The following is a 12,895-nucleotide window of genomic DNA, read 5'->3' as shown; positions in this document are numbered from 1 at the left end:
GACGTTCCCCTCCGGCGGTCAGGAGCGCCCCTGGAGCAGGCGCAGGGCCTTCTCCTTCTCGAAGTCCAGCGCCCTGCGCGGGGCCTGGAGGCGGCCGATCCGCAGCCCGAGATCCCGTACGGCCTGCGCGACGGCGGGCTCGCTCAGCACCCGCAGCGCGAACGCCAGCTCGGCGGGGGAGACGTCGAAGCGCTTCTCCAGCTCGACGCCCTGCGCCACGGCGGCCAGTTCCTCCTGGCCGAAGCGGCGGTGCGCCCCCTGGGTCCTGACGGGCGGGAGCAGTCCCAGGGCCTCGCGGTAGCGGAGCATTCTGGGGGACATTCCCAGCCGTTTCGCGGCCTCGGTGATCCGCATATCGCGCCTTTCCTGGAAACCTCACATTCTTGTGTAAGGTTACCGCCTCACAAGGTGCGCGGAGCCGTATCGGGCGCCTACACTCACTTCGTCTGCTTTCCGGTGGAGTGAGAGCCGTGCCCGGAAGCGAAGCGGGGCCGCGCACGCGGCGAGCCCGGCGGGGGCATGCGGCGCCAGACCATCAACCAGAGGGGTTAATTCATGGACTTCAAGGTCGCCGACCTTTCCCTGGCCGCTTTCGGGCGTCGGGAGATCCAGCTCGCCGAGCACGAGATGCCGGGTCTGATGGCCGTCCGCAAGGAGTACGCGGACTCCCAGCCGCTGGCCGGCGCGAAGATCATGGGCTCGCTGCACATGACCATCCAGACCGCCGTGCTGATCGAGACGCTGGTCGCGCTCGGCGCCGAGGTTCGCTGGGTGAGCTGCAACATCTTCTCCACCCAGGACCACGCCGCCGCCGCCGTGGTCGTCGGCCCCGAGGGCACCGTCGAGGACCCCAAGGGCGTTCCGGTCTTCGCCTGGAAGGGCGAGACCCTGGAGGAGTACTGGTGGTGCACCGAGCAGGCGCTCGTCTGGCCCGGCGGTGACGGCCCCAACATGATCCTCGACGACGGTGGCGACGCGACGCTGCTCGTCCACAAGGGTGTCGAGTACGAGAAGGCCGGTGCCGTCCCCGGTGCCTCCGAGGGCGACTCCGAGGAGTGGCAGGTCATCCTGGAGCTGCTGCGCCGTACGGTCGGGCCGGACAAGCGCTGGACCGAGATCGCCTCGCGCATCAAGGGCGTCACCGAGGAGACCACCACCGGTGTCCACCGCCTGTACGAGATGTTCAAGGCGGGCTCGCTGCTCTTCCCGGCGATCAACGTCAACGACTCGGTGACCAAGTCGAAGTTCGACAACAAGTACGGCTGCCGCCACTCGGTCATCGACGGCCTCAACCGCGCCACCGACGTGCTGATCGGCGGCAAGGTCGCGGTCGTGGCCGGTTACGGCGACGTCGGCAAGGGCTGCGCCGACGCCCTCAGGGGCCAGGGCGCCCGGGTCATCGTCACCGAGATCGACCCGATCTGCGCGCTCCAGGCGGCCATGGACGGCTTCCAGGTCACCACGCTCGACGACGTCGTCGGCATCGCCGACATCTTCGTCACCACGACCGGCAACTTCGACATCATCACCGCCGACCACATGTCGCGGATGAAGCACAACGCGATCGTGTCCAACATCGGGCACTTCGACAACGAGATCGACATGGCCGGCCTGGCCAAGATCCCGGGCATCGTCAAGACCGAGGTCAAGCCGCAGGTCCACACCTGGGCCTTCCCCGACGGCCGTCAGATCATCGTGCTCGCCGAGGGCCGTCTGATGAACCTGGGCTGCGCCACCGGCCACCCCTCGTTCGTCATGTCCAACTCGTTCACCAACCAGGTGATCGCCCAGATCGAGCTGTTCACCAAGACCGAGCAGTACCCGGTCGGCGTCTACGTGCTGCCCAAGCACCTGGACGAGAAGGTCGCCCGCCTCCACCTCGACGCCCTCGGCGTGAAGCTCACCAAGCTCACCAAGGAGCAGGCGGAGTACATCGGCGTGGACGTCGAGGGCCCCTACAAGGCCGACCACTACCGTTACTGATCGAACCGTCAGACCCGGCCCCCGCGTGGCACGCGGGGGCCTTCGGGCCATCTGGGGAGGACCGTGGACAGCGCGCTGACGGCCGCCGGGGAGCGGCGGATCGGGTGGGCGGCGCGGGCGATGCCGGTGCTCACCGCGATCGGGGAACGGTTCGCGGCCGACGAGCCGTTCGACGGGCTGCGGATCGCCGCCTGCCTGCACGTGACGGCGGAGACCGCCGTCCTCATGGGTGCCCTTCGGGCGGGCGGGGCCGAGATCGCGCTGGCCGCCTCCAACCCGCTGTCCACCCAGGACGACGTGGCCCAGGCCCTCGGCGCGTACGGCGTGCGCGTGCACGCGCTGGCGGGGGTCGACCGGCAGACCTACTACCGGCACATCCACCAGGCCCTGGACATCGTCCCCGACCTGGTTCTCGACGACGGCTGTGACCTGGTCAACATCCTGCACACCGAGCGGACCGAACTCCTCGAAACGGTCTCCGGCGGCTGCGAGGAGACCACGACCGGGGTCATCAGGCTCCGGCAGATGGCGGCGGAGCGGGCGTTGCGCTTCCCCGTCGTCGCGGTCAACGACACCCGGACCAAACGGATGTTCGACAACCGGTACGGCACCGGCCAGTCGACCCTGGACGGCATCATGCGCGCGACCAACACGCTGCTGGCGGGCAAGGTCGTGGTCGTCGCCGGGTTCGGATTCTGCGGCCGGGGGGTGGCCGAGCGGGCCAGGGGCCTGGGCGCCCGGGTCGTCGTCACCGAGATCGACCCGGTCAAGGCGCTCGACGCCTCGCTGCAGGGTTACGACGTGCGGACCATGGCCGCCGCGGCGGTGGTCGGCGACGTGTTCGTCACCGTGACCGGCAACCGCGACGTCATCAGGGGTGAGCACCTGGCGGCGATGAAGGACGGCGCGATCCTGGCCAACGCCGGCCACTTCGACGTCGAGATCGACGTCAGGGCCCTTGAGGAACTGGCCCGCGAGGTGCGGCCCGGGGTGCGGCCGAACACCGACGAGTACGTCCTGGCCGACGGGCGCAGGCTGTTGCTGCTGGCCGAGGGTCGTCTGGTGAACCTCACGGCCGCCGAGGGGCACCCGGCCGCCGTCATGGACATGTCCTTCTCCGCCCAGGCCCTCGCCGTGGCCTGGCTGGCCCGTGAGCGGGCCCGGCTCGAACCCGGCGTCTACGACGTTCCCGAGGAGGTCGACGTGGAGGTGGCCAGGCTCAAGCTCGCCGCCGCGGGCATCGAGGTCGACCACCTGACCACGCAGCAGGAGGAGTACCTGCGCTCCTGGCGCCTGGGCTCCTGACCTCAGGGGGAGGCCAGGAGGCGGGCCATCCTGCGGATCTCCCCGGCCTGGACCGTGGCGATCTCGTTGGCCATCTCCTCGATCCTCAGGTGCGAGCCGTTGGTCAGGACCTCCGCCGACATCGTGATCGCGCCCCGGTGGTGGGCCGTCATCAGCCGCAGGAAGAGGCGGTCGAACTCCGGGCCCGAGGCGGCGGCCAGGGTGCCGAGCTGCTCGGGGGTGGCCATGCCGGGCATGACGCCGTGGTTCGTGTGGTGGTCCGGCAGCCGCATGCCCTGCTCGGTCAGCCACCGGGACATGACCTGGATCTCCGGCCCCTGTGAGTCTTTGATCCGGGAGGCCAGGGCGCGGACCGTCGGGTCGCCCGCGTGGGTGAGGGCCAGGGTCGCCATCTCCAGGGCCTGCCGGTGGTGGACGATCATGTCCTGCGCGTACCGCACGTCGGCCGCGTTCGCCGTCGGGGTGGGCACCGCCGTCGCCGCCTCGTCCGCCCCGAGCGTCCTGGCGGCCTCGCCCGGCCTGCCGGGCGCGATGACGGGCGCGGTCGGCGGCGCGGCCGACAGCGGGGCGGACAGCGCCGCCGGTCGCCCGCCGGTCGAGCAGGCGGTGGCCGACAGGGCCGACAGGGCCGTGAGAACGGCGAGCACCAGTCTGACGCGCACCCGGCCTCCTTCGTGATCTCCCGACTCCCCCGGGCAAGGACGATAACCCGGGGAGAGAAAGGAGTAAAGGCCGCAGAACGGGAAAATTTACTGACGTGGTCAGGTCTTGTGGTGTCTGCCGTTCGGATAAACAATTCAGTTATTTATCTGTGCTTTATGGCATAAGCGGCAAGGAGGATCACCGGTGTTATCCCCTCTCAGGAAGGGCCTTGGTGGCCGATTCCTGATCGCGGCCGCGGCCGCGGCGGCGCTGGTCCTGGCCACCGTACCGGCCCAGGCCTCCGATCTCCCGGCCCCCGGCCAGGTGGTCACCAGTGCGAATGTGGCGCATGTGACGAATGTTCCCAAGCCCGCCGGGCTGGAGAAGACCATCAACACCGACATCGCATTCCAGGGTGACTATGCGTTCGTCGGAAATTACGGCGGTTTCGCTATCTACGACATTCGCGACCCGAAACACGTCAAGGTGGTCAGCAGCGTCGTATGCCCCGGTTCCCAGATGGACGTCACCGTCCACGACAACCTGCTGTTCACCGCGGTCGACTCCTCCCGCAACAACGACTCCTGCAGCAGCACCGCGCAGAGCGCGTCGGTCAAGGAGTCGTGGGAGGGCGTCCGGATCTTCGACATCAGCGACAAGGCGCATCCGAAGTACATCAAGTCGGTCGAGACGAACTGCGGCTCCCACACCCTGACCCAGGTGCCGGGCAAGGGCAGGGACCGCTGGAGGAACGTCTACCTGTACGTCTCCTCCTACAGCCCCAACGCGGCCTTCCCCGACTGCCAGCCGCCGCATGACAAGATCTCGGTCATCAAGGTGCCGCTGCACAGGCCGGTGGACGCCGCGGTCGTCACCACGCCGGTCGTCTTCCCCGACGGCGGCAACGAGACCCAGCCCGGTCTGCTGCTGCCGACCACCGGCTGCCACGACATCACCGTCTACGCGGAGAAGGACATCGCGGCCGGGGCCTGCATGGGTGACGGCGTGCTGCTGGACATCTCCGACCGGGAGAACCCGGTCGTCACGGCCCGGGTGACCGACCCGAACTTCGCCTTCTGGCACTCGGCGACGTTCAACAACGAGGGCACCAAGGTCATCTTCACCGACGAACTCGGCGGCGGCGGCGCGGCCACCTGCAACGAGGAGACGGGACCCAACCGGGGAGCCGACGCCATCTTCGACATCAGGCGCGGCAGGCTGGTCTTCAAGAGCTACTTCAAGATCTCCCGCTACCAGGGGGAGACCGAGAACTGCGTCGCGCACAACGGCTCACTGATCCCGGTCAGGGGCCGCGACATCCTGGTCCAAGCGTGGTACCAGGGCGGCGTCTCCGTCATCGACTTCACCGACTCGGCCCACCCGAAGGAGATCGGCTTCTTCGAGCGCGGTCCCGACCCCAGCGGTGGCTCCGGCGGCATCTGGTCGGCCTACTACTACAACGGCTACGTCTACGGCAGTGACTTCAACTTCGGGCTCGACGTCCTCAACATCAGCGACAGGCGCACCGACCCGGCGAGGTGGGTCCGCTTCGACCGGTTGAACGTGCAGACCCAGACCTCCTACAGGGGCTGGTTCGGCGTCGGGGCGGAGTGACCGTTCCCCTTCTCCGGTGCCCCGGTCCGCCATGGCCGGGGCACGTCGGTGTTCAGGCGGGCGGGACGAAGCCGCCGGGGGTGGTCGTGGGAGGCGCCTGTGGGACCTGCGGGGGCTGAGGGGCCTGGGGGGCCGGCGTGGGGGGAGCGAAGGGCAGGCCGTACGGCGCGGGCGGCTGCGGATACGGCTGGTACGGAGCCTGGGACGGGGCCTGGAACCGGGGGTCGGGCGGGGGAGCGCCGATCCGCTGCGCCAGCCGTACCTGGTCACGCCTGCGGCGCTCGGCCAGTACGGCGGTCAGGTAGGCGAACGGCGGCACCCCGGACGGCGGGGGCGGTGAGACGAAGGCCGACATCTCGGTGGCGATGCGCACCCCCATCTCGTGCTGCACGGCGGGCGAGAGGTCGTGCCAGCGCATGAGGTACTGCCTGGCGGTCGCGGCGACCCCCTCGGGCAGCCGGGACAGTTCGAGCGTCGCGGCCCAGGCGGCCAGCGGCGGGGGCATCTCCAGGGGCGGGCCGTACTGCCTGGGGGAGCGCTCGGCGATCACGACGGTGCCCGCGAAGACGTCACCGAGCCGTTTGCCCTTCTCGGAGATCAGCGAGCCGATCAGCGCCGGGGCGCCGCCGAGCATCCAGAACTCCACCATTCCGGACAGGCCGCGGAACAGTGCCTGCCGGAACCGCTCCGGGCCGCCGTCGTCGCTGACGACCCTGAGCCCGAGGGCGAGTTTGCCCAGGCTACGGCCCCTGCTGAGGGTCTCGAAGACCACGGGGTAGCCGACGAGCACGGACACGGTGAAGGCGATGTAGAGCATCACGACCAGTGCCTCGTCGGCGTTCCAGGCCAGGACGCCGATCAGCTGGGAAACGCCGAACAGCGTCACGAACTGGACCGTCATGTCGATCAGCAGTGCCAGGGCCCGGCTCGGTAGCTGGGCGATCCTGACTTCGACGACGACGGCCTCGCCGGTTACGACATCGGTCACATCAGCACCCTACCTATGACGGACCATCCCACTCCCCTACGCAGTTGGTCACTCTCCCTCGAACCGCCAGCGTGTCGCCGTCGAGCCGTCGGCGCCGTAGCCGAAGGCGCGGGTCGGAATGATCCGGTAGACACCGTACTCGGGGGAGCCGGGCAGGTCGTCGGCGAAGGCGGAACCGTCGCGCACCGACAGCCCCCAGCCGTACTTGGCCCCGAACGCGTCGAGGACCCGCCTGATGCCGTCCTCGTCCGTGATCCGTACGGCCTCGCCCTCGATGACGAGGTCGAGTGTCTCGTCGGCGGCGGTGAGGACGCAGCGGGGGTCGCCGGCGAGGTTCCTGCTCTTGCGGGAGTGGGGGCGGCTGGTGAAGCAGGGCGCGCCGTCGACCCAGACCGGCATCAGCGGCACGGCGTGCGGGCCGCCGTCCGGCCGTCCGGTCGACAGCCACGCCCGGTGCGCCGACTCGACGCACGTCCGTGCCAGGTCCCAGGACTTCACCGTCGCCGGGTCGGTGCTGATGGGGGTGGCGTCGGCCTCGCTGAACAGGAGCTCGGCCACCGGGTTCTTCGACATCGCGGATCAGTCCTCTCCTCGTCAGTTCCCTGAGGGAACTCATAGGGCGACCGTAGCAGAGACCATTCCCTGAGGGAACCCACTCGCCTAGACTGGGCCGATGCAACGCACTCGGTTCGGTGACATGGCCTGTTCCATCGCCCGCACGCTGGACGTCGTGGGCGAGCCGTGGTCACCGTTGATCCTGCGGGACGTCTACGTTGGAATGAACCGCTTCGAGCAGATCCAGCAGGACCTGGGCATCTCCCGCAAGGTGCTCGCCGAACGGCTCAGATGGCTGACCGAGAACGGCGTGCTCGAACGACGGGCGTACTCGGAGCGGCCACCCCGCGACGAGTATCTGCTCACCGCCAAGGGCAGGGAGCTGTGCGACCTGCTGCTGGTGATGGTGCGCTGGGGTGACCGCTGGACCTCGGGCGAGGCGGGGCCGCCGGTGCTCTACCGCCACCACGCCTGCGGCGAGATCGGCCACGTCGAGCTGTGCTGCTCCTCGTGCGGGCAGCCGATGCGCGCCACCGACGTGGACGTACTGCCCGGCCCGGGAGCGGGCGGGGAGCCGCTCAGAACTCCAGACGCGGAGCCGACCGGCTGAGTGTCACGGCCTTGGGCGCGACCGGCCAGACCTCGCCGAGTTGCCCGGCGACCGTGGCCGTGAGCTCCTCGACGTCCCCGGCCGCCGAGTCGTGCAGCGCCTCGGCGACGATCAGGACCGAGGCGGTGCCCGGCCGTACGGCGGACAGCCCGCTCTGCCGGTTCGTCCACCGGCGGGCGTGCGCCCGGCCCTCGGCGTCGGCGAAGACCACCTCGCGCGGCTCCGGGTTCTCGGTCTCCCCGGAGAAGGTCAGGTAGGTCTCCTCGCCGGTCGCGTGCCTGACCTCAAGGCCCCCGGAGACGTTGGCCAGGTCGAACACGGCGATCGGGATCGCGAACGCGATCGAGACCGCGTTGCACAGGTCGATCAGCGGGTGGATCCGGGGAAGGTCCCCCTCCTTCTTGAAGCGCCGCAGCAGCGCCTCGGAGGCGCAGCGGTACTGGGTCGGCTTGAGGCCCATCTTGGAGAAGGTCCGCCGCCAGGCCTGGATCTCGGGGAACTCGGCCTCGGAGCCCGCCGCGAGCCGCCGCCCGGCGACGGCGGCGAACTCCGTGATCCGCTCCTCGACGGACGCCTCCGGGGTGATCCCGGTGGCCAGGACCACTCCGGCGGCGAGGCCGGGGTGCTCCGCCCAGATGTCGTCCGCGTGCTGGAAGTACATGAGGCCGCTCCCCGTGGGTTCATGTGTCTAGGAGGACACCGTAACCGGTGTCGATCACCGGTACGGCTCGCGGGAACGGGCCGGGGAGGGTCAGGAGAGACGGGCGGTGAGGGCGGCGGCGTCGGCGGGGCCGAGCCGGACGCCGAAGGTCTCCTCAAGGACCTTCGGCACCTCGCCGGGTTCGAGATGCCGCTCCTCGGCGGAGCCGTCGGGACGGTGGGCGGTCAGCGTGGTCCCCAACAGGCCGTACAGGACCCCGGGGCCGGGTCGCCTGACCACGAGACGGTTGACGAACGGCGAGTTCGGATGAGTTGAGATGTAGTGATTTATCACGACATAGTCGACCGGGTAGCGCGGGTCGAGAGTGAAGGAGTGCAGATCGAGCCAGCCGTCGGCGGGGCTGCGCAGGGAGTTCAGCACCCACTCCCGCCCAGACCGTTCCAGCCGGAAGCGCCGGCCGCCCTGCTCCGACTCGGCGCCCTCGACCAGCTCGATCGGCTCGGTCGGTCCCTCGCCGAAGCCGACGTCGCAGATCCACCCGCTTTCCGGGGACCCGGGCACCTCGACCAGCAGGAGCGCGTGTGTCGCGGCCCGCAGCCTGTCGGAGCCCATCCGCACCCGTGCGGCGAGCCCGGTCACGCCGAACCCCAGCCGTTCGAGCGCCGCGGCGAACAACCGGGTGTGCTCGTAGCAGTAGCCGCCGCGTGCCCCGCGCACCATCTTGTCCTGAAGGGCTTCGAGGTCGAGGAGGACCGGGCGGCCCAGCACGACCTCCAGGTTCTCGAAGGGGATCGCGGCCGCGTGCGCCCGCTGCAGGGCGCGCAGCGTCCGCGCGGTCGGCGCGAGGTCTCCCTCGAAGGAGATCCGCGCCAGATAGGCCGCCAGATCCAGCGTCTCGCCGTCCCAGCCACGCCCCGCCTGGTTCATGTCCCGTCCCCGTCCGGCTCGACCACTCCACAGGTCTCCGAACCTAGGACCTCAATCCCCCTTGAGGTCAAGAAGGGCCCCCGGGCGCGGCATTAGGCTTTCCTGGTGGACATCGACGCCTTCGTCAACGCGCACCGCCCCGTCTGGGACCGCCTTGAGGAGCTGGTACGGCGCCGCATGTCGCTGAACGGCGCCGAGATCGACGAACTCGTCGAGCTCTACCAGAGGGTCGCGACGCACCTGTCCATCGTGCGCTCAGGCCGGGCGGACCCGTTCCTGGTCGGGCGGCTCTCCGCGCTGGTGGCCAGGGCCCGTTCCGCGGTGACCGGCGCGCACACCCCCGCCTGGCGGGAGTTCGTCCGCTTCTTCACGGTCTCCTTCCCCGTGGTCGCCTACCGCGCCCGCTGGTGGTGGATCGCGACGACCGGGGCGTTCCTGCTGGTCTCGGTGGTCATGGCCGTCTGGGTCGCGCGCGACCCCGCGGTCCAGGCCGCGGTCGGCACGCCGGAGGAGATCCGTCAGCTCGTCGAGCACGACTTCGCCGACTACTACTCGGAGCACCCCGGGGCCTCGTTCGCGGGCCAGGTCTGGGTCAACAACGCCTGGGTCTCGATGCAGGTCATCGTGATGGCCATCCTGCTCGGCCTGCCGATCCCGTACATCCTGTGGCAGAACGCGGCCAACGTGGCCGTCTCCGCAGGTCTGATGGCCTCCCACGACAGGCTGGACGTCTTCTTCGGGCTCATCACGCCGCACGGCCTGCTCGAACTGACCGCCGTCTTCCTGGCCGCCGCCGTCGGCATGCGCCTGGGCTGGACGGTCGTCAACCCGGGGCCGCGCGGGCGGGGCGAGGTCCTCGCCGAGCAGGGCAGAGCCGTGGTGAGCGTGGCGCTCGGGCTGGTCGTCGTCCTGCTGGTCTCCGGGCTCATCGAGGGCCTGGTCACCCCCTCGGGCCTGCCGACCTGGGCGCGCGTCGGCATCGGGGTCGTCGCGGAGGCGGCCTTCCTGGCCTACGTGATCTTCTTCGGCCGCCGTGCCGTGGCCGCGGGGGAGACCGGAGACCTGGAGCGGGCGCCCGACCTGGCCCCGAGCGCCGGATAGGAGCCCGGGGGCCGGGTCACAGGCGGCCCGCGGCCTTCAGGGCGAGGTAGGCGTCGGCGAGGGCGGGGGCGATCTGCTCGGGGGCGGCGTCGACCACCTCGACGCCGTGTCGTCTGAGCCGGGCGGTGATCCTGCGCCGCTCGGCGCTGTGCCGTTCGGCCGCCGCGGCGTTGTAGACCAGTTCGGCGGTGCCGCGCCCGGCCTCCATCGCCGCGACCTGAGGGTCGGAGACGGCGGCCAGCAGTACCAGGTGCCGGGAGGAGAGCTGGGGGAGCACGGGCAGCAGCCCCTCCTCAAGCGAGGCCGGGTTCAGGTCGGTGAGCACCACGACCAGGCAGCGCCGCTTCGCCCTGGACAGCACGGCCGAGACCATGTCCGCCGAGTCGGCCTCGATCAATTCGGCCTCGATCGGGGCCATGGTGTTGACCAGGGTGGACAGCAGGTCGCCACGGCCCGCGCCGGAGACCCAGGCCCGCACCGCGCGGTCGTGGGCCATGAAGTCGACCCGGTCGCCCGCCCGTGAGGCCAGCGCGGCCAGCAGCAGGGCCGCGTCCATCGACCAGTCGAGGCGGGGCCAGCCGGGCGCCACCCCGGTTCCACCAGGGATGTCCCGGTTGCGGGGAAGCTCACCCGCGAGCGGGATCGGGGCGGTGCCGACCCGTCCCGCCGAGGTGCGCCCGGTGTCCAGGACGATCAGCACCCGGCGGTCGCGTTCGGGACGCCAGGTGCGGACCACCACGTCGTGGCGGCGGGCGGTCGCCCGCCAGTCGATCGAACGGACGTCGTCACCGACCACGTACTCGCGCAGCGAGTCGAACTCGGTGCCCTGCCCCCTGATCATCGAGGGGTGCCTGCCCTCAAGCTCCCTGAGCCTGGACAGTTTGGCGGGCAGGTGCTTGCGGCTGAGGAACGGCGGCAGCACCCGGACCGACCACGGCACGCTGTGGGAGCCCTGGCGGCCCGCGATGCCCAGCGGGCCCAGCGTCCGTACGGTGACCGTGACCGCCTCCCGGTCCCCCCTTCGGGACGGGGTGAGCGTCGTGACCAGGCGGCGGCGCTCCCCGGGAGGGACGTCGAGGACGAAACGGCGCGGAGCCGCCCCCGCCGACGGGGGCCAGGCGTCCCTGAGCAGCCCCTTAGCCCTGCGAGGGCCGGGGTTCTCCACGATCAGCTCGACCGCCGCGGTCTCGCCGAGCCGTACCAGGCGGTCTCCCGCGCGGCTCAGGCGCAGCGGTCGCACGCCCGCGGCCAGCGCCAGGTCGATCGCGACCAGCGCGACCAGCAGCAGCGCGACGGCGGCGACCGCCAGACCGGGCCTGGGCGCGAACAGCACGACCAGCGTCCCCAGCAGGGCCAGCAGCGCGGCCCGTCCCGTCAGTGCCATGTCCGCACCGCCTCGCCCTCTCCTTCGCGCGTCCTCGTCACGATCGGTGCCACGCTCAGCGGGGGACGGGGACGGAGGCGAGGATGGCGTCGATCAGGCCGTCCGCGGTCGCGCCCTCAAGCTCGGCCTCGGGACGCAGCTGGATCCTGTGCCGCAGCGCGGGCCTGGCCAGGGCCTTGACGTCGTCAGGGGTCACGTAGGAACGGCCGGAGAGCCACGCCCAGGCGCGGGCGCCGGCGAGCAGCGCGGTGCCGCCACGCGGTGAGACGCCGAGTTGCAGGGACGGCGACTGGCGGGTGGCCCTGGCGATGTCCACGATGTAGCCGAGCACCTCGGGCCCGGCGTGCACCTGGCTGACGGCCGCGCGTCCCGCGTCCAGGTCCTCGACGGTGGCGACCGCCCTGATGTGGGACAGGTCGCGCGGGTCGAAGCCGAGCGCGTGCCGTTCCAGCACCGCGATCTCCTGGTCGCGGGCGGGCAGCGGCACGGTCAGCTTGAGCAGGAACCGGTCGAGCTGCGCCTCGGGGAGCTGGTAGGTGCCCTCGTACTCGACCGGGTTCTGGGTCGCGGCCACGATGAACGGCTCGGGCAGCGCGCGCGCCCTGCCCTCGACGCTGACCTGGCGCTCCTCCATCGCCTCCAGAAGGGCCGCCTGCGTCTTCGGAGGCGTGCGGTTGATCTCGTCGGCGAGCAGCAGGTTGGTGAAGACCGGGCCCTGCCTGAACTCGAACTCCGAGGTCTTCGCGTCGTAGATCAGGGAGCCGGTGACGTCGCCGGGCATCAGGTCCGGGGTGAACTGCACCCGCTTGAAGTCCAGGGAGAGCGCGGCGGACAGCGTCTTGACGAGCAGGGTCTTGGCGACGCCCGGCACGCCTTCGAGCAGCACGTGCCCCCGGCAGAGCAGGGCGATGACCAGCCCGGTCACCACCGCGTCCTGCCCGACCACGGCCTTGGCGACCTCGGCGCGCAGCGCGCTGAGGGCCTCACGCGCCTCACGCGCCCTGTCGGTCCCCGCGACGGGAGGCGCCGGGGGCCCTGGGGGCACAGCGGGCCCGGCGGGGAAGGAGGCGGGCGGTCCGGGAGGCGGGGCGGGAGGCGCCGCGAAGCCGCCCTGGCCGCCGGGGA

The 12,895-nt window shown here is 70.8% G+C and carries 13 protein-coding genes; 5 read left to right on the top strand and 8 right to left on the bottom strand.

The genetic code is table 11. From position 1 onward, the window contains the following. Nucleotides 1-18 precede the first annotated feature (18 nt). Nucleotides 19-354: a MerR family DNA-binding transcriptional regulator gene (locus ABT340_RS07635; protein ID WP_352009865.1), complete on the bottom strand. Its 336-nt coding sequence runs from the start codon at nucleotides 352-354 to the stop codon at nucleotides 19-21. A gap of 201 nt (nucleotides 355-555) precedes the next feature. Between ABT340_RS07635 and ahcY the strand changes: the two genes are divergently transcribed. Then, nucleotides 556-1,983 (top strand): adenosylhomocysteinase, encoded by a 1,428-nt coding sequence (ahcY, locus tag ABT340_RS07630; protein WP_352009864.1) that lies wholly within the window; start codon nucleotides 556-558, stop codon nucleotides 1,981-1,983. Between the two features lie 63 nt (nucleotides 1,984-2,046). Then, nucleotides 2,047-3,288, top strand: a complete 1,242-nt coding sequence (locus ABT340_RS07625; protein WP_352009863.1) for an adenosylhomocysteinase — start codon at nucleotides 2,047-2,049, stop codon at nucleotides 3,286-3,288. Between the two features lie 2 nt (nucleotides 3,289-3,290). Here the strand turns inward: ABT340_RS07625 and ABT340_RS07620 are convergent, their stop codons facing one another. Beyond that, nucleotides 3,291-3,950 (bottom strand): DUF305 domain-containing protein, encoded by a 660-nt coding sequence (locus ABT340_RS07620; RefSeq protein WP_352009862.1) that lies wholly within the window; start codon nucleotides 3,948-3,950, stop codon nucleotides 3,291-3,293. Between the two features lie 184 nt (nucleotides 3,951-4,134). Between ABT340_RS07620 and ABT340_RS07615 the strand changes: the two genes are divergently transcribed. Next, on the top strand, nucleotides 4,135-5,544 hold the full coding sequence (locus ABT340_RS07615; protein WP_352009861.1) for an LVIVD repeat-containing protein: 1,410 nt from the start codon (nucleotides 4,135-4,137) through the stop codon (nucleotides 5,542-5,544). 52 nt (nucleotides 5,545-5,596) lie between these two features. Here ABT340_RS07615 and ABT340_RS07610 read toward each other — a convergent pair whose 3' ends face one another. Both ABT340_RS07610 and ABT340_RS07605 read right to left on the bottom strand, forming a co-directional pair. Then, nucleotides 5,597-6,532, bottom strand: a complete 936-nt coding sequence (locus ABT340_RS07610) for an RDD family protein (RefSeq protein WP_352009860.1) — start codon at nucleotides 6,530-6,532, stop codon at nucleotides 5,597-5,599. A gap of 48 nt (nucleotides 6,533-6,580) precedes the next feature. After that, nucleotides 6,581-7,105, bottom strand: coding sequence for a pyridoxamine 5'-phosphate oxidase family protein (locus ABT340_RS07605; protein WP_352009859.1), 525 nt, complete (start codon nucleotides 7,103-7,105; stop codon nucleotides 6,581-6,583). Between the two features lie 100 nt (nucleotides 7,106-7,205). On the opposite strand from ABT340_RS07605, the gene ABT340_RS07600 reads away from it, so the two are divergent. Further along, nucleotides 7,206-7,697 carry a winged helix-turn-helix transcriptional regulator gene (locus ABT340_RS07600; protein ID WP_352009858.1) on the top strand — a complete coding sequence of 164 codons (492 nt, stop codon included), beginning with the start codon at nucleotides 7,206-7,208 and terminating at the stop codon, nucleotides 7,695-7,697. Here ABT340_RS07600 and ABT340_RS07595 read toward each other — a convergent pair. After that, the gene (locus tag ABT340_RS07595) at nucleotides 7,666-8,358 is read right to left on the bottom strand and encodes a B3/B4 domain-containing protein (RefSeq protein ID WP_352009857.1); all 693 of its coding nucleotides are present in this window, start codon (nucleotides 8,356-8,358) and stop codon (nucleotides 7,666-7,668) included. The genes ABT340_RS07600 and ABT340_RS07595 overlap by 32 nt on opposite strands. A 90-nt stretch (nucleotides 8,359-8,448) precedes the next feature. Continuing rightward, on the bottom strand, nucleotides 8,449-9,285 hold the full coding sequence (locus ABT340_RS07590; protein WP_352009856.1) for an arylamine N-acetyltransferase family protein: 837 nt from the start codon (nucleotides 9,283-9,285) through the stop codon (nucleotides 8,449-8,451). A 105-nt stretch (nucleotides 9,286-9,390) separates the two neighbouring features. Between ABT340_RS07590 and ABT340_RS07585 the strand changes: the two genes are divergently transcribed. Further along, entirely contained in the window at nucleotides 9,391-10,386 is a 996-nt protein-coding gene (locus ABT340_RS07585) for a stage II sporulation protein M (RefSeq protein WP_352009855.1), read from the top strand. Nucleotides 10,387-10,402: 16 nt separating this feature from the next. Here the strand turns inward: ABT340_RS07585 and ABT340_RS07580 are convergent, their stop codons facing one another. Together ABT340_RS07580 and ABT340_RS07575 are read right to left on the bottom strand one after the other, a co-directional pair. After that, the gene (locus ABT340_RS07580) at nucleotides 10,403-11,770 is read right to left on the bottom strand and encodes a DUF58 domain-containing protein (RefSeq protein WP_352009854.1); all 1,368 of its coding nucleotides are present in this window, start codon (nucleotides 11,768-11,770) and stop codon (nucleotides 10,403-10,405) included. 55 nt (nucleotides 11,771-11,825) lie between these two features. Next, nucleotides 11,826-12,815, bottom strand: coding sequence for an AAA family ATPase (locus ABT340_RS07575; RefSeq protein ID WP_352010169.1), 990 nt, complete (start codon nucleotides 12,813-12,815; stop codon nucleotides 11,826-11,828). Between the last annotated feature and the right edge of the window lie 80 nt (nucleotides 12,816-12,895).

This window comes from Streptosporangium sp. NPDC000239, from assembly GCF_040300765.1.
In the GTDB taxonomy this organism is placed as follows: Bacteria; Actinomycetota; Actinomycetes; order Streptosporangiales; family Streptosporangiaceae; genus Streptosporangium.
Note: the sequence above shows the minus strand (reverse complement) of the source record. Positions and strands in the feature narration are given on the sequence as shown.

Excerpts from the sequence above, each read along its gene's own strand:
- ABT340_RS07635 (WP_352009865.1), bottom strand. The coding sequence starts at position 354 with ATGCGGATCACCGAGGCCGCGAAACGGCTGGGAATGTCCCCCAGAATG.
- ahcY (WP_352009864.1), top strand. The coding sequence starts at position 556 with ATGGACTTCAAGGTCGCCGACCTTTCCCTGGCCGCTTTCGGGCGTCGG.
- ABT340_RS07605 (WP_352009859.1), bottom strand. The coding sequence starts at position 7,105 with ATGTCGAAGAACCCGGTGGCCGAGCTCCTGTTCAGCGAGGCCGACGCC.
- ABT340_RS07600 (WP_352009858.1), top strand. The coding sequence starts at position 7,206 with ATGCAACGCACTCGGTTCGGTGACATGGCCTGTTCCATCGCCCGCACG.
- ABT340_RS07595 (WP_352009857.1), bottom strand. The coding sequence starts at position 8,358 with ATGTACTTCCAGCACGCGGACGACATCTGGGCGGAGCACCCCGGCCTC.
- ABT340_RS07590 (WP_352009856.1), bottom strand. The coding sequence starts at position 9,285 with ATGAACCAGGCGGGGCGTGGCTGGGACGGCGAGACGCTGGATCTGGCG.
- ABT340_RS07580 (WP_352009854.1), bottom strand. The coding sequence starts at position 11,770 with ATGGCACTGACGGGACGGGCCGCGCTGCTGGCCCTGCTGGGGACGCTG.